Annotated in this window: 17 protein-coding genes; 7 read left to right on the forward strand and 10 right to left on the reverse strand. The window is 41.4% G+C overall.

Going from position 1 to position 20,222, the window contains the following annotated elements; all coding sequences use genetic code 11:
- Positions 1-89: 89 nt before the first annotated feature.
- Positions 90-878 carry a shikimate dehydrogenase gene (gene aroE, locus A9Z07_RS09780; RefSeq protein ID WP_005259856.1) on the forward strand — a complete coding sequence of 263 codons (789 nt, stop codon included), beginning with the start codon at positions 90-92 and terminating at the stop codon, positions 876-878.
- A 60-nt stretch (positions 879-938) separates the two neighbouring features.
- On the opposite strand, the gene A9Z07_RS09785 is transcribed toward aroE, so the two are convergent.
- The gene (locus A9Z07_RS09785) at positions 939-3,266 is read right to left on the reverse strand and encodes a hypothetical protein (protein WP_069578252.1); all 2,328 of its coding nucleotides are present in this window, start codon (positions 3,264-3,266) and stop codon (positions 939-941) included.
- A 239-nt stretch (positions 3,267-3,505) separates the two neighbouring features.
- On the opposite strand from A9Z07_RS09785, the gene A9Z07_RS09790 reads away from it, so the two are divergent.
- Complete coding sequence (locus A9Z07_RS09790; protein ID WP_004775931.1) at positions 3,506-5,329, forward strand: acyl-CoA dehydrogenase C-terminal domain-containing protein; 1,824 nt, start codon at positions 3,506-3,508, stop codon at positions 5,327-5,329.
- 61 nt (positions 5,330-5,390) lie between these two features.
- Here A9Z07_RS09790 and A9Z07_RS09795 read toward each other — a convergent pair whose 3' ends face one another.
- Positions 5,391-6,062, reverse strand: coding sequence for a hypothetical protein (locus A9Z07_RS09795; protein WP_069578204.1), 672 nt, complete (start codon positions 6,060-6,062; stop codon positions 5,391-5,393).
- A gap of 351 nt (positions 6,063-6,413) precedes the next feature.
- Here A9Z07_RS09795 and A9Z07_RS09800 point away from each other — a divergent pair, with 351 nt between their 5' ends.
- Positions 6,414-6,683, forward strand: coding sequence for a PspC domain-containing protein (locus A9Z07_RS09800; protein WP_004775933.1), 270 nt, complete (start codon positions 6,414-6,416; stop codon positions 6,681-6,683).
- Between the two features lie 66 nt (positions 6,684-6,749).
- On the opposite strand, the gene A9Z07_RS09805 is transcribed toward A9Z07_RS09800, so the two are convergent.
- The 5 genes from A9Z07_RS09805 to A9Z07_RS09825 form a co-directional block, all read right to left on the reverse strand.
- On the reverse strand, positions 6,750-7,853 hold the full coding sequence (locus tag A9Z07_RS09805; protein ID WP_069578209.1) for an HPP family protein: 1,104 nt from the start codon (positions 7,851-7,853) through the stop codon (positions 6,750-6,752).
- Positions 7,854-7,974: 121 nt separating this feature from the next.
- On the reverse strand, positions 7,975-8,391 hold the full coding sequence (locus A9Z07_RS09810) for a lysozyme inhibitor LprI family protein (protein ID WP_069578211.1): 417 nt from the start codon (positions 8,389-8,391) through the stop codon (positions 7,975-7,977).
- A 133-nt stretch (positions 8,392-8,524) separates the two neighbouring features.
- Entirely contained in the window at positions 8,525-9,316 is a 792-nt protein-coding gene (locus tag A9Z07_RS09815; protein ID WP_081406424.1) for a TIGR03915 family putative DNA repair protein, read from the reverse strand.
- Positions 9,317-9,318: 2 nt separating this feature from the next.
- Positions 9,319-10,581, reverse strand: a complete 1,263-nt coding sequence (locus A9Z07_RS09820; RefSeq protein WP_069578215.1) for a putative DNA modification/repair radical SAM protein — start codon at positions 10,579-10,581, stop codon at positions 9,319-9,321.
- 212 nt (positions 10,582-10,793) lie between these two features.
- Positions 10,794-11,588 (reverse strand): tetratricopeptide repeat protein, encoded by a 795-nt coding sequence (locus A9Z07_RS09825; protein WP_069578220.1) that lies wholly within the window; start codon positions 11,586-11,588, stop codon positions 10,794-10,796.
- Between the two features lie 720 nt (positions 11,589-12,308).
- Here A9Z07_RS09825 and glyQ point away from each other — a divergent pair.
- The 3 genes from glyQ (at position 12,309) to A9Z07_RS09845 (ending at position 15,966) form a co-directional block, all read left to right on the forward strand.
- A complete protein-coding gene (gene glyQ / locus A9Z07_RS09835; RefSeq protein ID WP_004775941.1) occupies positions 12,309-13,298 on the forward strand; it encodes a glycine--tRNA ligase subunit alpha in 990 nt (329 codons plus the stop codon).
- Entirely contained in the window at positions 13,298-15,367 is a 2,070-nt protein-coding gene (glyS, locus tag A9Z07_RS09840; protein WP_069578225.1) for a glycine--tRNA ligase subunit beta, read from the forward strand. The genes glyQ and glyS overlap by 1 nt, the downstream gene beginning before the upstream one ends.
- Positions 15,368-15,543: 176 nt before the next feature.
- Positions 15,544-15,966 (forward strand): hypothetical protein, encoded by a 423-nt coding sequence (locus A9Z07_RS09845; RefSeq protein WP_069578230.1) that lies wholly within the window; start codon positions 15,544-15,546, stop codon positions 15,964-15,966.
- Between the two features lie 51 nt (positions 15,967-16,017).
- On the opposite strand, the gene A9Z07_RS09850 is transcribed toward A9Z07_RS09845, so the two are convergent.
- On the reverse strand, positions 16,018-17,514 hold the full coding sequence (locus A9Z07_RS09850) for a flavin-containing monooxygenase (protein ID WP_069578235.1): 1,497 nt from the start codon (positions 17,512-17,514) through the stop codon (positions 16,018-16,020).
- Between the two features lie 239 nt (positions 17,515-17,753).
- Here A9Z07_RS09850 and A9Z07_RS09855 point away from each other — a divergent pair, with 239 nt between their 5' ends.
- Positions 17,754-18,158 (forward strand): hypothetical protein, encoded by a 405-nt coding sequence (locus A9Z07_RS09855; protein ID WP_069578239.1) that lies wholly within the window; start codon positions 17,754-17,756, stop codon positions 18,156-18,158.
- Positions 18,159-18,254: 96 nt separating this feature from the next.
- Here the strand turns inward: A9Z07_RS09855 and A9Z07_RS09860 are convergent, their stop codons facing one another.
- Both A9Z07_RS09860 and A9Z07_RS09865 read right to left on the reverse strand, forming a co-directional pair.
- On the reverse strand, positions 18,255-19,601 hold the full coding sequence (locus tag A9Z07_RS09860) for a S8 family peptidase (RefSeq protein ID WP_069578244.1): 1,347 nt from the start codon (positions 19,599-19,601) through the stop codon (positions 18,255-18,257).
- A 71-nt stretch (positions 19,602-19,672) separates the two neighbouring features.
- Positions 19,673-19,969 (reverse strand): hypothetical protein, encoded by a 297-nt coding sequence (locus A9Z07_RS09865; RefSeq protein WP_005259874.1) that lies wholly within the window; start codon positions 19,967-19,969, stop codon positions 19,673-19,675.
- Between the last annotated feature and the right edge of the window lie 253 nt (positions 19,970-20,222).

Here is a 20,222-nt window from a genome sequence, read left to right on the forward strand (position 1 = left end):
GCCCTGTTTGAATGTTCAGGTGTAAATCAATATTGCAGCATCCCCCTCAACTTTATAAACTTTAACGACCTTATAAGAATGATTCCCTCATGACCAAACAATTTGCTGTAATTGGAAATCCGATTGAACAATCACGCTCGCCAGAGTTACACCATGCATTCGCAGCAAAAACTGGGGTCGACTTAAACTATAAAAAAATTCTTGCACCACTGGATGGTTTTGAAAATACAGCCAAAGCATTTTTTGCCCAGAATGGTGTGGGGATGAATGTCACCGTACCCTTTAAAGAACAAGCCTTTGCGTTATGTGATCAACTGACTGAACGTGCCAAGATTGCCAAAGCTGTGAATACGCTGTGGATGGAAGATGGCAAGCTCTATGGCGACAATACTGATGGTCAGGGTCTGGTTGCAGCGATTCAAGCACTAGGCTGGGAACTTAAAGATAGCCGTATTCTGATTTTAGGAGCTGGTGGTGCAACGCGTGGCGTAATCTATCCATTAGTACAGGCAGGAGCAAAACAGATTGTGATTGCGAATCGTACCCTCGCCCGCGCGGAACAACTGGTTGAAGATTTAAAAGATGCTGTGCCACAAACTGAGCTTAAAGCGATTCGCCTAGAGCAACTTTCAGGTGAGTTTGATTTTGTGATTAATGCAACTTCAGCAAGTTTAACGGGAGATGCTTTACAGTTACCTGAAAGCTTAATTTTCCATCATGCTTATGAAATGGCCTATGGCAAACCTTCTAGTTTTCTGGATCAAGCCCAACAACGCCAAGTGCCTGCTACGGATGGTTTTGGCATGTTAGTGGGTCAAGCAATTGAAGCATTCTCCATCTGGAATGGGGTTAAACCTGAACTGAAAGATTTTTTATAATCGATTAAACATTAGATAGAAAAAGAGCCTGTATATTACAGGCTCTTTTTCTGTGGTGGATTACTTAAGATTTAACATCTTCTGATAGACCTCTTTAAAGATGCCATAATCAATAAATTCATTATGTTCAATCTTTAAGGCTTTGATCGATTGCTCAGACAACTTATTTTTACGCGCATCGACATATACCTGCCCCAAGATATTTGCCGTTTGTTCGAGCCAGCGTTTTTCTTCACCTGACGCGCCATTCTCTTGTTCGAACTGGATTTGATATTGCTTGGCAAATAACTGCTGCGGCTGCTTATACTGCGCCTGTAGCTTTTTCCATGCCTGACGCTGTTGATCACCCTGCATTGCATCACTGACGATATGATGAACCGAACGTCCTAAACGATCATCAAACTGGTCTTCATATTCCAGACGATGTTTCTTTTGCAAAGCTTCAATCTTTTGCAGTGCTTTTCCTTCGGGATTATAAACATCCTCATCGGCATACCAATAAGCATATACACTGGCAATTTCCTGCAACTCCTGGCTTGAGTAACGCTGCACGATGTGTGGCGCGCTTTCTGTCAACTTGGCAATGAACACTGCTTTATAAGTTGGCTCATAAGCACGTGTTGCATCATAACGCTGTTCCGCAATGACATTGAGCTGATCATCTAAAGATAGCGTATACGGCTCCGCTGAACGTTCCTGAATACCGGTCTGCCCCAACTTTTCAGAGAAGCTGTTCACGGCCTGCTCTAGCATTGAACCTTTGCTGGCTTCTGCCCATGTTTTCGCCTGTTTCAACTGAGCCTGATCAATCGGTGTGCCTTTACCATAATTGGAAATCAGCATATCTGCTTTGACATTAAAGCGTGATTTCAACTCAGGCAGACCATAATTTAAATCATAGTCAATCTTCACGGCACGCCCTTTGGCATCCAATCCGACATCCATAATAAATGGGTTACGTTTATCAACAGGCGGTAAAGCTTTCTCAATGTCCACCTGATGTTTGAGCCAAAGTGTTTTAAATGCCTGATCATCAATAAACTGGTTTTGATCGTAAACCGAAAATTCTTTTTCAACAGCTTGTAACTTCTGGATATAAGTCAAGAAACCAGGTTCAACTGGCTGATCCGAAAAGACATCAATGCCATATACGCTCTGACAATACTGTACGTCACCATAAGTCGTGTTTTTGGTGTTTTGCAATGCCGAACATTGTTCTTCGCTTAAGCCACTTTGCGCCTCACCTTCTGAGGCAGTTGCTTCATCGGCTGCTGCGTCTGCCTGCTGTGAGGCTTCTTCTGCAGCTGCTACAGCGTCATTCGCGGCTTGACTCGCATCTCCACTCTCATCAGCATAATCTTCTTCGACATCCTCAACCCCAAAGTGCTGATTCACCAGACGATATAACTGTTGGCTAACTAAGTTTGCATCATCTGCCGAATCTTTTGCTTCCAGTAATGATGCTTTAGATTTTGCCTCCTCGGCATTGGCAACTTCATCTGTAACCAGTTTTTCTAAATTCTGCGCTTTCAGATTTAAAACGCTTTGCATCAAATATTTTTCATTGACCTTGCTATATAAGTTCGCTTGTAAAATCAGTTCTTCAACCGAGGTTTTTAAACGAATTTTTTCTACGACTCCAGCCGCCTGATCCGCAGAGGAAACAGATAAGGCCTGAATATTATTTTGATCCGCAAGACGATAGTAAACCGCGCTCGATGCTTTGACATATTCAGCAAATTTCTTGTAATCCACTTGCTTGAAAGCATCCTGATATTTTGAAAAATCCAGATAGGCCAGATTGTTCTGGTTTTCTTTATTGACCAGATAAGGCATCAAGGCAAAGTAGTTGATATAGAATTTATAATTATTCAGATCCAGCACCATCGGCACTTTAGCCTGTACCAGCAGCGTCGGCTTTTCATAACGCGCGGTCAGGTTAAATGATCCCATTTTCTGGCGATAATGCACTGAACCATCATATTCAAACTGCATTTCATTCAGGATATTGGTCATGACCTGAGTAAATTTGTCAGCCTTGGAACCACCAGTAGTTTTCTGTTCTTGCGCCAGTGCCGTATACAAGGCCTGCTTCTGTTTATTGTTTAAATTGACCTTCTGCTCTCGTAAGTATTGGTCAACTTTTTGCTTAAGCGCTGGCTCTAAAGATGCAGGTTCAGCTTTTGCATTATTTTTACTCGGCTCCTGATCCACATGAATATTGAATTTCCCACGATAATCATAGCTTGGATATTCATAGATGGCATTGAGGCTATTTACCGCCTTCTGCTCAAGGTTCGCCGAAGCTGGATTGGTTTTAATGACATGTTGAGAACATGCAGAAAGACTGAGACCCATTAAACATAAAGTTAAATATTTTAGACGCATAGCTTTACCAAACACCTTTATATCATTATATTTTCAAGTATAGAATTAAGTATTTTTCACGTTTAATATTAGTTTAGACACCAACAGAAAAGTGATTTTTCCATCTCCATCGAATCTAGACGATTCGCTTTTCTGACATTCTTTTCCCCAGTGATTATCAATGTATTTTTATCACCATTGTGAATAATCAAAGTATCGAAACAGATAATCCAAAATGATTCAAATACAGGATTAAGATTATGCCAGCTTATAAAGCCCCGCTCCGTGATATTCGTTTCTTAATGAACGAAATGTTAGATTATCCAGCACATTACCAAACTTTGACAAGTGGTCAAAATGCGGATGCTGATACGGTTGATATGATTCTTGAAGGTGCGGCAGATTATTGCGAAAACGTACTTTCTCCGCTTAACCAGTCAGGTGATGAAGAAGGCTGTACGTTCAACAATGGTGAAGTGACGACACCTAAAGGCTTTAAAGAAGCGTATGACCAATTTGTGATGGGTGGCTGGCAAGGTCTTTCTTATCCAGAAGAATTTGGTGGCCAAGGCTTGCCAATGTCTTTAAACCTGATCAAATCTGAAATGATGGGGACTGCAAACTGGTCTTTCACCATGTATCCAGGTTTAAGTACAGGTTGTATGAACACGATCATGCAGTTTGGTACAGACGAGCAAAAAAATACTTATATGCCTAAACTGGTTGAAGGCACTTGGTCAGGCACAATGTGCTTAACTGAGCCTCAATGTGGTACAGACTTAGGTCAGGTAAAAACCAAAGCAGAACCAAATGAAGACGGTACCTATAAAATTTCTGGTACTAAAATCTTCATCTCTGCGGGTGAACACGATTTAACAGAGAACATTATCCATATCGTATTGGCTCGCCTTCCAGATGCGCCTGCTGGTACACGTGGTATCTCTCTATTCATCGTGCCTAAATTCATCCCAACTGCGGATGGTGGCGTGGGCGAGCGTAATGCGGTGTCTTGTGGTTCTATCGAACACAAAATGGGGATCAAGGCTTCTGCAACTGCCGTGCTTAACTTTGACAATGCAACAGGCTACTTGATCGGTGAGATCAACAAAGGTTTACATGCGATGTTTACCTTTATGAACACGGCTCGTATTGGTACCGCAGTTCAAGGTATTGCACACGCTGAACTGTCTTTCCAAGGTGCTTTACCGTATGCCAAAGACCGTATGTCAATGCGTGCCCTTTCTGGCAAGAAAGAACCTGAACGTGTAGGTGATGCGATTATTCACCATGCTGATGTTCGTCGTATGTTATTGACGCAAAAAGCGATTGCTGAAGGTGGTCGTTCAATGATCTACCATGCTGCAAAACTTGCGGACAAAATGACAGATGCATTGGTCAGTGGCGATCAGGCAGCTTATGAAGCTTATGATGACAAACTTGGTTTCTATACGCCGATCTTGAAAGGTTTCTTGACTGAGCTTGGTTTAGAAGCAGCCAACCACGGTATGCAAGTGTATGGCGGTCATGGCTATATCCGTGAATGGGGTATGGAACAAATCGCACGTGATGCCCGTATCTCAACGTTATATGAAGGGACAACAGGCATTCAGGCACTCGACTTGATTGGTCGTAAAGTGCTCTTAAGCTCGAAAGGTAAAGTGGTTCGTGATTACACGGCTGAAATCTTGAAGTTCTGTGCAGCACACGCACGTAATAAATACTTACGTCGTTTCGCATGGGATTTAACTAAGCTTTGCGCGCAATGGAACACATTAACAGTTCGTATCATGCTTGCTGCACGTAAAGACCGTGACATCGTTTCTTCAGCTTCGGTTGATTTCTTGATGTTCTCTGGTTATGTGATGATGGCTTACTTCTGGGCACAACAAGCCGTTATTGCCTCTGAAAAATTAGAAGCAGGCAACGGTATCGAAACACCTGAATTCTATAAAGCAAAAATCAAGGTTGCTGATTTCTACTTCGACCGTTTATTACCACGCGCTCAAGGCCATGCCGAGTCAATGGTAACAACGTCTCGTACCTTGACTTCACTTGCACCAGAACACTTCAGCTTCGATTACTAATCAAGGCTGTAAAAAAAAGAGCGCTTTATGCGCTCTTTTTTATTTTGCAAAAGATGGTCGTTTATTCCACTCTTTTGAAAACATAAGCCTGTTGGGGAAAAGGATATTCTTTAAAGAATTTACGGTTATTGCCGTTCCCTTCATTCCACATCTTTTCCAGATTAAAAACCAGATCCTGATTTTGATTAATCTGATAATAAAGACTTAAATCTGCCGCATCACAACGAACCATAATTTCATTCAGTTCTTTATGGACGTGCCAGTGCACCTGCTTACAGGTTTGCTCAATCTTGGCAACGCTACGTGTTGGATCGGAACCGAGACGCCCAAAGCTGGTATTGGTCCAGTACACGGAACCATCACTTAATAAATTCAGAATATATTCAGCTTCTTTTTCATTATTTACACAGCCAGCAAAAGGATCTGTACAGGGAATGCGGGCATGATAACGACCGACATAAATCAGATCGGCTTCTGAAGGCTGACTATGGTTCTGTTGACGTACCACTGGGTGTGGCAAAGTTGCTTGTCCAGCAACCTGATTGAGTGACATCGCTTCCGTATCAGAAGAAGCGTACTCTTGTTCATCTGCGAGGACATGGCTCGCCTCACGATCCGATTGCGTCTGGGGTTGTTGTCTTACAGGTTCCGGATGACGGCCATCACAAGCAATCAAACCTAGACTCAATAAGACTCCTACACTAACATGCTGTAAGAATAACCTGAACTGCATATCTATAAATCTCTAACATCAACATCGCTATCGCGTACTTTTCACTACATTCCCTAAAATTTTGCACAATAAAATATAGGGTTCAATTGAGTGCTCATCGATTGCCTAAAAAGGTAATCAAAACGGCCGCAACAAGATGGAAATAGCAAATTAAAAAGCAGTGTGCTTTAAGTCGGTGCATTTTAGGCGATACTGTTGTTTTTTCCAGCAACCATTTACACAACTTAACTAATCTCTCATCTGTTTAAACTTTAAAAAAAATCAATTGCCCCTATTTCTTAAGTAACAGCAGCCATTCAATGAATATTTTACTTTTTGCTGCCGTTTCATGAATTTAAGGAGACAAACTCGATGACCAACTCTGGTTTATATCGCTCAAACCAACAAAGCATGATCGCTGGTGTAATGGGCGGTATTGCGGAACGATTTGGTTGGAATGCAAATTTATTACGCCTGATCTTTGTTGTGATCTCGATTATGAGTGCCGCCTTTCCAGGTATTTTGGTGTACCTCATTTTGTGGCTGGTCATTCCAAAACAGCAACAAGCTCGTGTTGACCATGTTCAAGGCTACAACCAGCCTGTGAAAACAGTTTATGAAGACCAAGGCATAAAACGTTAATCCCTCTTTTACCTTTTTGGTCGCTACGGTTGAAATTACCCCTAATCCAACCGTAGCTTTTTTTATTTAAACCAATTTTCGGTTAAGCTGCTGTTGTAAGGCAGCGATCATATCTGCACGACTGATAATTCCCACCAAACGCTGATTCTCAACCACAGGAATATAGTTAAAAGACTTCTCTACAAAGTACGGCACTAAATCCTGAATTGGCTGTAACGGATCAACGGTCACCACTCTCCGACTCATAATTTGCCGCACAAAATGCTGCCATGAATTACGTGGATCTGTCGCGCCCTTAAACCATTCCACCACTTCGTATAAAGCCAGCGTTCCCACCAGATTTTCTTCTGCATTGACCACAGGCAAACTCATCAGATTAACCGCTTTGAATTTATCCAGTGCCTGATGAATATCATCATTTTCATGCAGTTTAATGACATCCCGACTCATAATATCCTGACAGACAAATGAGTTGACCAGACGCTCATTAGCATGCTCTTGCGCTTCTAAAATGATTTTTTCCAGATCATATTGGCTAATATCCAACAGCTCGGTGTGATGCTCTAAAGCATATTCAATATCTTTCGGCTGGATCGAAACTTTCTGTGTCGGTGTTGGATCTTTAGATCGCTCATTCACATGTGCAGTTAAAGGATAATGACGCCCAATCAAACGGTTAAATACCACTGCGAAAACCAGTAGTAAAATCGAGTTCAGAAGCACGGGATATAACACGAAATGGAAACCCAGCCGATGTACCGCTTCTCCCCCTAACACGGCAGTAATCGCCACTGCACCACTTGGCGGATGGAGCGAGTCTGTGGTCATCATCATAAAAATTGCTAACCCGACCGCCACACTAAAAGCGCTCGTCAGGTCAGGCAAAAATTGAGTGCAGGCAACGCCGATTAAACCCGCTAAGGTATTACCAACCACCACATTCCACGGTTGCGCTAAGGGACTATTGGGCACAGCAAATAGCAGTACTGAAGAAGCGCCCATAGGTGCAATGTACCACGCGTTCATGCCACCCAAGACGTACCAACTAATGAGTGAAGAAATTGCCAAGCCACATAAAGCGCCGACACCTGAAAGCATCCTCTCTCTCAAAGGCAGGACTTTATAATTAGGTTTGAGAAAATTTAGCCAGTCTGATTGGGTAGAGCTCACAATGCACCTTGCTGGAATAGTGTTGTTTTATTCGAGGCAGAAGTATACGCCTACTCGAGCTTAAGATGTATTTAAATTATAGTTTTAGATTATGAGTAAAGTTGTTGAAAATAAAAATTTATCAGTTCAGATACTCCTGAAGCTGCTCGAGTCGTTCGCCATATTTTTGCATTGGACAATACTCATACATTGGTGAGCCGATATACGCACCAGCATTACGGCACTCTTGCTCAACAAAGCTTTTCCACAATTGTTGTGATTTCATAATATCGCTATAGCGCTCAGGCTGTTGATATTCTTGACTCTGTTTTTTAATTTGATCGAGTACTTGGACAATCTGCTTTGCATACAGTGTTTTGGTTTTATGACTACAGATGTCCACCACAGCATTATTGATATTCCCGAGTCCGAGTTTCTGAATGGTTTCGTCAACACATACGCTATAAGCATCCGTTGATTTGCTTTCTGTCTCAGCAAAGGCATGCATGCTCAAAAAACTCATCGCAAGCAAGAATACTTTAAAATTTAATTTGGTCATTTTTCGGCTCTTTGTTTTAATCATTTTTAAAGTCATTATCAAAAAATCAAGGACAAGCTTATTATTTACTCAGATTAGGTTGTCAGTGCAAGTATGCCTCGAACAAATCCATGTTCAAAATACAGTAATGCACTTAAACATATTTTTCATTGAGATAACGCCAATAACGTTTCGGCAAATATTGCACATGTAATTTGATATTTTGTCGTTCTTTAATATTGATACTATTGAAATAATCCTTCCATAATTGATCATACAACGCCTCCTGCTCATCCAGCTCTAACTGGAAGCTTTGACTAAAGCCCGTTTCGATATTACGGTCAACCTCTTTCACATCCATCGAAACTTCATGAATCTCATGCAAGTCATAATACAGCCCATATTGACGTTTCTCATCATAAATCAGCCAGCGTTGATCCTGATAACGGCGTTTAAAATGCGGTTGGATCAAAGGCAACACATTAAAATCAGGCCGTACCAGACTGAGAAATAGCCCATCTGTCGTTTTCTTAAAGCGAATAAACGCTTCCATCCGATGCTTTTCACGTCCAACTTTTTTAGTCCATTGCGAAATCGCTAACACACTTGGATGTAAATAGTCCTTTTCTACAGAAAGCTGCTGCTGGAACACATAAATACAGTAATTAAATAAATGCTGATATGCCTCAAGCGATTCCGATAAAGACGTAAAATAAAATTGCCTTAATGCCGATTGTGACAGCTTTTGTTGCAGGCCTGACCAGACTCGTTGCGCATGCTGCTCATGCGTTGGTACCTCAATAAGGCTGGCAAATAAGCCATGTTGTGTTTGATTTTCCAGACACAGCTGTACCTCAAATTCTTTGAACTGAAAGGCTCGAAAAACACAACTCAGCAACCCTGCCATTGAGCCATCAAAGCAATACGCCACTGGTGCATTCAACACGGCTAAAATCCCAAACTAAGTTGCGGTGATGATTGTTGCACGTACTTTGATGAACCTTGCGTCAAGATTTGCTGGCGGATGTAATTGGGAGACAGTTCTTTTTGAAAACGCGGACTATCTTCACAACGAATAAAAAATTTCGCCCGCGAATAGGCCACACCGAGCTGTTTCAATAAATCAATATGGATCTTGCCAAAGCGACGGGCTTGTACAATTTTCTTGGCTGATTTCACCCCGATGCCGGGCACACGCAGCACCATCTGATAATCAGCATGGTTTAAATCTACGGGGAATTGTTCAGGATGACGTAAAGCCCAGCTCAGTTTCGGGTCAATATCCAAATCCAGATGTGGAAAGCGTTCATCTACAATTTCATTGACCTGAAAGCCATAAAAACGCATCAACCAGTCACTTTGATAAAGCCGATTTTCGCGTAATAACGGCGGCGCAGACCCCACAGCAGGTAAATAATGATTTTCGGTATTGATCGGGATATAGCCTGAGAAATATACCCGTTTGAGTTTAAATTCTTTATAGTGCCGATCCGCCATTAACAACACATCCTGATCGGTTTCCTGATGTGCACCTACCACCATTTGTGTGGTTTGCCCCGCTGGTACATATTTGGGGACATGCTTGATCACCTGTCGTTCATCTTTCAACTGAATCAGGCGATCTCGAACTAAACCCAAATCTTTTTGTACTTCCTGATGCGACTTTTCAGGGGCAAAAGTTTTCAATCCGACTTCTGTCGGCATTTCCAGATTGATGCTCATTCGGTCAGCATACAATCCAGCTTCATGAATCAGTTCTGGTGAAGCACCCGGAATAGTTTTGAGATGAATATAACCATTAAAGTTTTCTTCAAGACGCAGTTTTTTAACGACCTGTAGCATGCGCTCCATGGTGTAATCTGCAGACTTGAAAATACCTGAACTGAGAAATAGCCCTTCAATATAATTACGACGATAAAAATTAATGGTCAGGTCAACCACTTCCTGCACCGTAAAGGCCGCACGTTTCACATCATTAGAACGGCGTGATACGCAATAAGCGCAATCAAAAATACAGACATTACTGAACAGGATTTTCAGCAAAGATACACAGCGTCCGTCTTCGGTATAGCTATGACAAATCCCCGAATGACTGGCATTCCCTAGCCCCTTATCTTTATTTTTACGGTCACTGCCGCTGGAGGAACAGGACACGTCATATTTGGCAGCGTCCGCAAGAATCTGGAGTTTTTCACGAATGCGATCAGACATTTCAAACGACCTGAAGAAACAGAGAATATCGTTTAAAAATTAGCATTTCAAAGTTATGAAATTAAGTACCCAAAAGATGCAATACGTCATGAGGTGACGTTCAAAAATAGGATTCTTAAAAATACATTTAATATCAAATAATTAGATTTATAAAAAATACGGGTATAAATATGCATGAGTTAAAATCATATTTATACCTTATTTCATATTTATTAGAACCTGTTTTTATCCTTACAAGTATTTGGATAAGTCTCTTTTCTCTTAAGATCAAAATCAAATACTGGCTGAATCGGTATTTCCTCAGTACGGTAATAACACATTTCTCGCCATCTCATTGCTTCTTCTTTATTTTCTGGCAAACCATTGAGCCCAGAATAATAATTTTGAAACATATTCTCTTGACCATTGGCATAACCCATATTGGCGGCTTTTATGTACCATTCTGTTGAAACCTTACCATTTTTCTCTACCCCTAATCCTTGCTGATAAAGCACTCCAATATTATTCATTCCAGCTGGATTACCCTGCTCAGCAGCTTTTGTATACCAATACATTGCTTTTTTATAATCGGTATCAACGCCATAACCTGAATGAAAATAATTGCCTACCCGAAACTGGGCATCAGCATTCCCTGATTTTGCTGCCTCCTCAGAAAGTTTAAAAATTTTAGGTATGAGAGAACTTTTATCTTCCTTTGAAGAATAGAGGGTAGCTAAATTCAATTTAGCGAGAATACTTCCTTGTTCAGCAGCTTGTTGAAAGAGCTGCTCGACCTTAAAGGCTTTTTTTGCAAGCGTAACTTTGTCATAGTTTCTATCCCGAAAACGATCATTCATGTTTTTGTAATAAACTAAGGCTGCGTAATCATTTAATTCATCGGCACTTAAATCTTTAAAATGATAATTATAAGAAGCAGAAAGATAAGTCCAATTATGTTTTAAATAGTTAAAACCAAGAAAGCCTAAAAATAATATAAAAACACCAAGATAATACTTTTTTAAATTCATTTCAGAACAGTCTAATTTATACAATTACCCGCTATCCTAACAAAATTTTATAAAAGCCTAAATAAAAAATATAATCATTATTTTTTTAAATACCAATAGACATGAACAGCAGATCATCTTAAAATTTTTAAAACCCTGAAAATACTTTATTTATGATGAGCACAACAACGACAAATATCAACTATCAACCCAAAATCTCTCTTATTATTACACCTCTTATTCCGATTAGTCTCCTGATCCTATTTTCTTTATTTACAGGAAAATTCGGACTTGATCTTCTTTATATTGTGGGTCTTTTTTCAGGTATTTACTATATTCTGTTATTCCCATTATTACTTCGGATTTGCCAGATACTGATTACCAAGAATCGTTTTATCTTTCCTGCCATGTGGTTTGGTGCGCACATATCATTTAGCTTAATTTATTTCTTTCTCGCAATCTTTGAAAATATTTCTCATAATCAGCCTTTATTTGAATATGCTTTCCCAACTGTTGGACGTACATTTGCCTCTACGTCTACGCTAACAATCAGTTTTTTTCTTAGTCTAATCTTTTGGTCTTTTGCCTCATTTCTACCTAAATTAAAAGCCAAACGTGCTAGAGAATCTCAAACAAATGAGCTCCAATAATTTTTTACAGGTATAGAAACAAGCCTTTGCCACTCCTCCCCAAAATCCTTATACTTAACCACAATTTTTGTTTGATTCCAGTGGATGCACCATGAGTCGTGCTATATCGCATATTGACACATTTCAGGGCTTGATTCTTGCCCTACAAAACTATTGGGCGGAGCAAGGCTGCGTCGTATTACAACCATATGATATGGAAATGGGCGCAGGGACATTCCACACTGCAACCTTCTTACGTGCTTTAGGACCAGAAACCTGGAACGCGGCTTATGTTCAACCTTCACGTCGTCCAAAAGACGGTCGTTATGGCGAGAACCCAAACCGTTTACAACACTACTATCAGTTCCAAGTGGTGCTTAAGCCAAACCCAGACAATATCCAGCAGCTTTATCTCGATTCATTAAAAGCAATCGGCATTGATACGCTGACACACGACATTCGTTTCGTGGAAGATAACTGGGAATCACCAACACTTGGCGCTTGGGGCTTAGGTTGGGAAGTCTGGTTAAATGGTATGGAAGTGACTCAGTTCACTTACTTCCAGCAAGTGGGTGGTATTGAATGTTACCCAGTCACAGGTGAGATCACTTACGGCTTAGAACGTCTGGCAATGTACCTGCAAGGTGTAGACTCAGTTTACGATCTTGTTTGGACCAAAGGTCAATTCGGTACAGTAACTTACGGTGATGTATTCCATCAAAACGAAGTTGAGCAATCAACCTATAACTTCGAATATGCACCAGTCGATAAAATGTTTGAATTATTCGACTTCTATGAAGCCGAAGCGTCTCGTTTAATCGAAGCGGAATTGCCACTTCCAGCCTACGAACAGGTGATCAAAGCATCACATTGCTTTAACTTGCTCGATGCACGTGGTGCGATTTCTGTGACTGAACGTCAACGTTATATTTTACGTGTTCGTACTTTGGCGCGTTCAATTGCACAAAGTTATGTGGCTGCCCGTGCCAAACTTGGTTTCCCAATGGCAGAACCACATTTGCGTGATGAAGTATTGGCTCAGCTCAAAGCACAAGTTGAGGCAGAAGCAGCCCAAGCTGAAAAAGCGAAGGAGAATAAATAATGACGAAGCATACAGTTTTATTCGAACTTGGCTGTGAAGAACTTCCACCGAAAAGCTTAAAAACCTTACGTGATGCACTCAAAGCAGAAACTGAAAAAGGCTTAAAAGATGCAGGCTTAAATTTCGCCTCTATCGAAGCCTATGCTGCACCACGTCGTTTAGCATTGAAAATTGTTGATATCGATGCGGCTCAAGCAGATACACAAAAACGTTTTGATGGCCCTGCTGTACAAGCTGCTTATGATGCTGAAGGCAAACCGACAAAAGCACTTGAAGGCTTTATGCGCGGTCAAGGCATTACGGTTGACCAGCTTTCAACTTTCCAAGCTGGTAAAGTTGAAAAAGTATGCTTCCTGAAAGATGTCAAAGGTCAAAGCCTTGACGTTTTACTACCGCAAATTTTACAGACTGCATTGGACAACTTACCAATCGCAAAACGTATGCGCTCAGCGGCAAGCCGTACTGAATTTGTGCGTCCAGTAAAATGGGTCGTGCTACTAAAAGATGCTCAAGTCATTGATGCAACCATTCAAGATCATAAAACAGGTAATGTAACTTATGGTCACCGTTTCCATGCACCTGAAGCTGTGACTTTGGCGCATGCAAATGACTACTTGGCAACGTTAGAAAAAGCGTATGTCGTTGCTGATTTTGAAAAGCGTCAAACCACGATTCAAGCCCAAGTGAAAAAATTGGCAGATGAAGTCAATGCGACTGCAATTGTGCCAGCAGACTTGCTTGATGAAGTGACTAGCCTTGTAGAATGGCCTGTGGCCTTACGTGCAACTTTTGAAGAGCGTTATTTAGCTGTTCCGCAAGAAGCCTTGATTACCACCATGCAGGATAACCAGAAGTATTTCTGTTTAATCAATGCCGAAGGTAAATTACAGCCTTACTTCATTACCGTTTCTAATATTGAGTCTAAAGATCCGACTCAAATTATTGAAGGGAATGAGAAAGTTGTACGCCCTCGTTTGTCTGATGCAGAATTCTTCTTCTTACAAGACCAAAAGCAACCGCTTGCGTCTCGTAAAGAAAAATTAGCCAACATGATCTTTCAGGCACAGTTGGGTACGCTTTGGAATAAATCTGAACGTATTGCGAAACTGGCTGTGGCATTGTCACCAATTACAGGTGCAAATGCTGCCGATGCAGAAAAAGCAGCATTATTGGCGAAGTGCGACTTAACCTCTGAGCTTGTGGGTGAATTCCCAGAACTTCAAGGGATCGCAGGCACTTACTATGCTCGCCTTGAAGGTGAGAATCATGAAGTTGCTGAAGCGTTAGGTGAGCAGTATTTACCTAAGTTTGCAGGCGATGTATTACCACAAACCAAGACAGGTACAACCATTGCTCTTGCGGATCGTTTAGATACATTGGTCGGTATTTTCGGTATTGGTCAAGCACCAACAGGTTCGAAAGATCCATTTGCTTTACGTCGTTCTGCGATTGGTATCCTGCGTTTAATCATTGAAAATGAATTAGACATTACCATTGATGAATTGGTGAACTTTGCATTGCAAGGTTATGGCGACATCATCAAAGATCATGACAAGACACGTACCGATGCAGTTGCTTTCCTTGAAGGTCGTTACCGTGCCAAGTATGAAGATCAAGGCGTTGCAGTTGATGTGATTCAGGCGGTTCAAGCGCTTGCGCCAAAATCTCCACTTGATTTTGACAAGCGTGTGAATGCGGTCAATCATTTCCGTACCTTGCCAGAAGCGGCTGCATTAGCTGCGGCAAATAAACGTGTTGCCAATATTCTTGCTAAAGAAGCGACACCTGAAGGTGCTGTGGTTGAAGCGAATCTGGTAGAAGCTGCTGAAAAAGCACTTTATGCAGAACTTCAAGCATTGACGCCTGTGGTTCAGCCATTGCTTGCTGCACGTAACTATACAGAAGCCTTGTCTAAGCTCGCTGCGCTTCGTGCACCAATCGATGCCTTCTTTGAAGGTGTAATGGTTATGGCAGATGATGCAGAGTTAAAAGCTAACCGCTTACGTTTATTGGCTCAGTTGCGTGATTTATTCACGGCAATTGCGGATGTAAGTGTGTTGCAGGGTTAAGCTCTCAGCTCATCTTCAATAAAGGGATCTTTTATAGATCCCTTTATTCTTTCTCACTAGAAATTCATCCTTTATACATAACTGTATCAATTTCATATCATCCCCTCTCTTTTCTTCTACCGAACGATAAGATATAAAATCTCGATTGCGACGCTATCGCTGAAAGGACAGAAAAGATGATGAATAAAGTACAACTCTTATGTTTAACCACTGCTCTCGCGGCCTCGTCTTCTCTCTGGGCAGCAGATACAGCAAACACCACAACAACTGTATCAAATGCAGAACCTGAAAAAGCGATGCCTTATGGCGACAACCCAAGTATCGGTCGTGTATTACTTTATAAAACAGGTAAAGGCATGCAGAACTTAGGCAACTCAATTCAAGGTGCATCTGAAAACACATCTCAAAAGATCAGTGAAAGATGGCAAGACACCAAGAAATATACTGAAGAACAATCTGAAGTTGTTCAAACACAAGCAGAGAAAGCCAAACAATTTACGGCTAAAAAATGGCAAGACACCAAAGATGCAGTCGTCGGGACCAATGAAGGAAATGTTCCAATTGAGCGTGCTGGACTCAGTCAACCTTCATCAAATTAAACAAAAACCTCTAGCTAGATACTAGGGGTTTTTTTTCCATCTTGCTTTAGCTTAAACAGGCTCGGTCTGTGGTTCGACCTGACGATCAATCAGGTATTCATTTAAATTAAAATGACTGAGTTGCTGGCGCATCTTAAATGTCGTCCACGGCCATACCGTACTGTTGCGTCCATTACGATCAATGAAATAACTCTGACAGCCGCCTTTATTCCAGACCGTGGTTTTTAAAGCGTCTTGCACACGTTGATTGAACTGGGCCATCCGCACAGGATCAGGTTCAATGGTTTGAATATTTTGCTGAATCGCCTGTTTGAGCGCATCAATAATATAGGCGAGTTGCGCTTCGATAATGATAAAAGCCGAAGAACTCACCGCAATGTTTGGCCCAAACATCAAAAATCCATTCGGACAGTCAGCCACCATCGTTCCCATATAACCTTCTGGACTGCCCTGCCAGACCTCAGACATGCTTTGACCATGACGGTTAAAGACTCTTTGGGCAATTGGTGGTTCAGCCACTTCAAAACCTGTCCCGAGAATAATGACATCTGCCTCTACGCTGCGACCATCACTGGCAAATAATTGATTGTCTTTGACTTCACTTAGACCAGCGGCCACCACTTCAACATTCGATTGTGCCAAAGCAGGATACCATTCATTGGACTGGAGAATACGCTTGCAACCAATCACATAATTCGGCGTGACTTTACGGCGTAGCTCAGCATCTTTAATTCCGTGTTTAATGTGAAATTCAGCAATACGTTGTACTTGCTGCATCGCTGCATTACTTTGCAACCCGCCATTCAGCGTCTCAAAAATGCCATATACCGAACCGCGCATAAGCGATTGGGCCACAGGTAGATATTTAAAAACCGACTGAATCGGACGAGGCAAAGGCATATCCGACTTCGGCAAAACCCAGTGTGGCGTTCGTTGAAAGACTGTCAGTTGCTTTACCAAAGGTTGAATTTGGGGAATAAACTGAATGGCAGATGCACCCGTGCCTATCACAGCCACGCGTTTTCCAGTTAAATCTAGATCATGCCGCCAACGCGAAGAATGGAAAATTTCCCCTTTAAAATCTTTTAATCCGTTCACATCAGGAATGACAGGCTCATGCATCGGGCCACACGCCATAATCGCAAACTGTGTATGAAATTCGCCTTGATTAGTACGCACAATCCAGCATTGTTGTTGATCTGACCAGCTTGCTGCCAATGCCTCATGCTGAAAATAGACATGCGGCAGTACCTGATATTTCTGTGCGGTATTTTGCAAATATTGTTTGATTTCAGCCTGTCCAGCGAACACTCGACTCCACGAAGGATTCGGTTCAAAAGAATAGGAATATAACGCCGAAGGCACATCACAGGCACAACCGGGATAGGTATTTTCACGCCATACGCCACCCAGCTCATCCGCTTTCTCAAGCAAGATAAAATCATGAATGCCTGCTTCTTTCAGTTTGATCGCGGCCCCTAATCCCGCAAAACCACCACCAATGACAATGACCCGATGAAACGGTATAGCCTTCGATTTCATATTCATGCGCTCTTTTTCCCTCTTTTTATATCGACAACACTATGGCATTAACCCTCAGCATGTTCATTATCAAGACAGGCCTTTTATCGGGTCATTTCTGACACAATTTGCTAAGCAGCATTACTATTGGATTTATTTAAAAAAATAAGCTTAAAATTTACAGAGTTATCTCAAAACATGCATTGAACTTCACGCCCCTAGACCACACACTAAAATCATAATTTCATAGGACTGGAATTTTGCCCATGGTGCGTCGCCCATTTAAAATTATTTTTATTTCGATATTTGGTGGAATGAGTTTCACAGCTTGCTCCACTTTTCAGAATCCGAATCCAAATTCAGCGCAAAGTCTGGAACAGGTTAAAAATATTGGTGCTTCTCCAACAACAGAAGGCAATATTGCGAAACTGATGAAACAGGACAAAAATTGCGTTATTGAATTCACGGGATATTTTGATGGTGGACAAGCGATAGAGCACTGGACCTTTAACCATTCAGGATTAATTTCAGCGAGTTCATCGACCCAACATACCACGCTTGTTTCAGCCAATACCTCAACAGCTTTTGACATTGATGATCCTGCTATACAGGCAAATTTCAAGAAACTGCAAAGTAATTTCAGTGCGAATAATCTGGCACAGTGCCATTAATTCCATAAAAAACTCGTTACATCGATGACTACGAGCTGTAACGAGTGATGGCTTTTAAACGATGCTTGGGATCAATCTTGAACTTATAAAATAAGTTTAATTCAGACTGAGTCCACTGGTTGCCGCGAGTAAATCGATACGTGGAAAAATTAAACCTGTTCGTGCATCCCTGACAGTTTTACCCGTTACTTTTAAACGGTTAATGCTTTGGTTAATGGTTTCTGATGGTCTTACATTATTTGCCCGCAATACAGCAATTGCGCCTGCGACATGAGGAGTGGCTTGTGATGTTCCTCCCATCCGATAACCGCCTGCTGTAATCATCGCGCCCGGCGCAACAAGTGTGACCAGAGAGCCACCATTACTAAAACAAGCAATTTGGTCAGCCTGAGTGGTCGCATCGTTGCACACAGATGTATTGACTGCTCCCAGATTCGAATCATAAACTGCACCGACCCGTACTGCACCAGTCACGCATGCAGGTGAAGCAATACCATCAGCATAGGCATCATTCCCCGCAGCAACGACTGCAATGACACCTGCATTCCGTGCTCTGGAAAAAGCAGTACTATAACTACTATTGCGGCATTCAGACGTATATTTACGTCCAGGAACACTTAAACTCAGGTTAACCGCTTTAATGTTATAAGTTCTTGCATTATTGACCGTCCAATTCAATCCAGCCAGAATATCACTGTCATAGGCAATATTCTGTTGTTGCCCATTGGTCACTACTGTTCGAAACGCATCAATACCAATGATCTTGGTTTGAGGTGCTACTTTTGCCACAATGCCTGAAACATTACTGCCATGCCCATTATTGTCGAGCTGATTATCATTCGGTGCACTATCAAAACTATAGACGACCCGACAGCTTGAAGCAGGTGTATTGACCGCAGTACAGCCAAAGTCAGCATGCTTATAATTCACACCTGTATCAATCACTGCCACGCTGGTTCCCGCACCTGTAAAACCATTGTTTGCCGCTTGCGGCTGGTTAATTAAAGCTAAACTTTCAATCGTGGTGGTCGTATTTCTACGGTTGGGATACACCCCTTTTACCATAGGGTCATTTAAAATTTGGGCTAGAGTTTCACGATTTTGAATCCGGTATAAACCCAAAGGCAAACCATTAAATTCTCGCAGCGTCTGAAAACCTGCTGTTCTGATCCATCTATTTTTAAATCGATTTTTACTATCCGCAATAAAATCTCGCTGTGCTGGATCTGACAGCGTATTTTCAGTATTTAGATCATATTCAATAATTAAGTCATTCGATTCATTGCTCACCAATGCATTAATATCAATTTTTCCTTGGGTGATTTTGTTGACAGCAGCAGCGTTGAATCGCTGTTTAAGCTGAGCCGAATTGAGTGTTGCAGCAGAGGTTGTCGTTATACAAAAAACAGATAAACCGATAAATATTAAAATTTTATTGTTCACTTTTCATCTCCATCATTCTCAAATTAAGAATGGTTTTATTGTCTGGTTTCTTAAAAAGAAACCCTGATGATTTAAAGCTGTTTAATTTCGTTTGCAGGATCAGTCGCTGGATCAATCGGCTGTAGCGAAGGATCACTTTTCGTGTCATAAAATTCTGGTTCTTGTTGAGAAGTATCCGATAGGTTGTCTAGCGTTGAATTGGTTGCTTGCTTGGTTTTTACCTCCACTTCTTGTATTTGGGTTGTTTCCGAATGACTCGGACGCTCTTGATAAACCGTTGTATTCACCATTGACTTGGTTGGCTGTAAATACATCGCCACCATACCGAGTCCAATTAAAACCAGTAAAAATGCTGCCATCTTTTTCATTCTGTTCTCCAGCGCCTCATACTCGCCAAGATTTGGGTTTTACTTCTTCTATTTAATACAATTATTCTTTAGAAACTGACTGCCACTCCCTTTCTAGTCTTCAAATAAAAACAACAGATGCCCTCCATCAACAGATGAAGGATAAAAAATAAAGCTCCTTATAGATAAAAATTATTATGCCGACGAAGCATGTTCAGACATGAATGAGTCTTGCTTCTTCTCATTTTTTAATCTTTTTTATATTATTTAGATA

Source organism: Acinetobacter sp. YK3 (genome assembly GCF_001729365.1).
In the GTDB taxonomy this organism is placed as follows: domain Bacteria; phylum Pseudomonadota; class Gammaproteobacteria; order Pseudomonadales; family Moraxellaceae; genus Acinetobacter; species Acinetobacter vivianii.

Coding starts and splice junctions, on each gene's coding strand:
- aroE (WP_005259856.1), top strand. CDS start 90: ATGACCAAACAATTTGCTGTAATTGGAAATCCGATTGAACAATCACGC.
- A9Z07_RS09785 (WP_069578252.1), bottom strand. CDS start 3,266: ATGCGTCTAAAATATTTAACTTTATGTTTAATGGGTCTCAGTCTTTCT.
- A9Z07_RS09790 (WP_004775931.1), top strand. CDS start 3,506: ATGCCAGCTTATAAAGCCCCGCTCCGTGATATTCGTTTCTTAATGAAC.
- A9Z07_RS09795 (WP_069578204.1), bottom strand. CDS start 6,062: ATGCAGTTCAGGTTATTCTTACAGCATGTTAGTGTAGGAGTCTTATTG.
- A9Z07_RS09800 (WP_004775933.1), top strand. CDS start 6,414: ATGACCAACTCTGGTTTATATCGCTCAAACCAACAAAGCATGATCGCT.
- A9Z07_RS09810 (WP_069578211.1), bottom strand. CDS start 8,391: ATGACCAAATTAAATTTTAAAGTATTCTTGCTTGCGATGAGTTTTTTG.
- A9Z07_RS09820 (WP_069578215.1), bottom strand. CDS start 10,581: ATGTCTGATCGCATTCGTGAAAAACTCCAGATTCTTGCGGACGCTGCC.
- A9Z07_RS09825 (WP_069578220.1), bottom strand. CDS start 11,588: ATGAATTTAAAAAAGTATTATCTTGGTGTTTTTATATTATTTTTAGGC.
- glyQ (WP_004775941.1), top strand. CDS start 12,309: ATGAGTCGTGCTATATCGCATATTGACACATTTCAGGGCTTGATTCTT.
- glyS (WP_069578225.1), top strand. CDS start 13,298: ATGACGAAGCATACAGTTTTATTCGAACTTGGCTGTGAAGAACTTCCA.
- A9Z07_RS09845 (WP_069578230.1), top strand. CDS start 15,544: ATGATGAATAAAGTACAACTCTTATGTTTAACCACTGCTCTCGCGGCC.
- A9Z07_RS09850 (WP_069578235.1), bottom strand. CDS start 17,514: ATGAATATGAAATCGAAGGCTATACCGTTTCATCGGGTCATTGTCATT.
- A9Z07_RS09855 (WP_069578239.1), top strand. CDS start 17,754: ATGGTGCGTCGCCCATTTAAAATTATTTTTATTTCGATATTTGGTGGA.
- A9Z07_RS09865 (WP_005259874.1), bottom strand. CDS start 19,969: ATGAAAAAGATGGCAGCATTTTTACTGGTTTTAATTGGACTCGGTATG.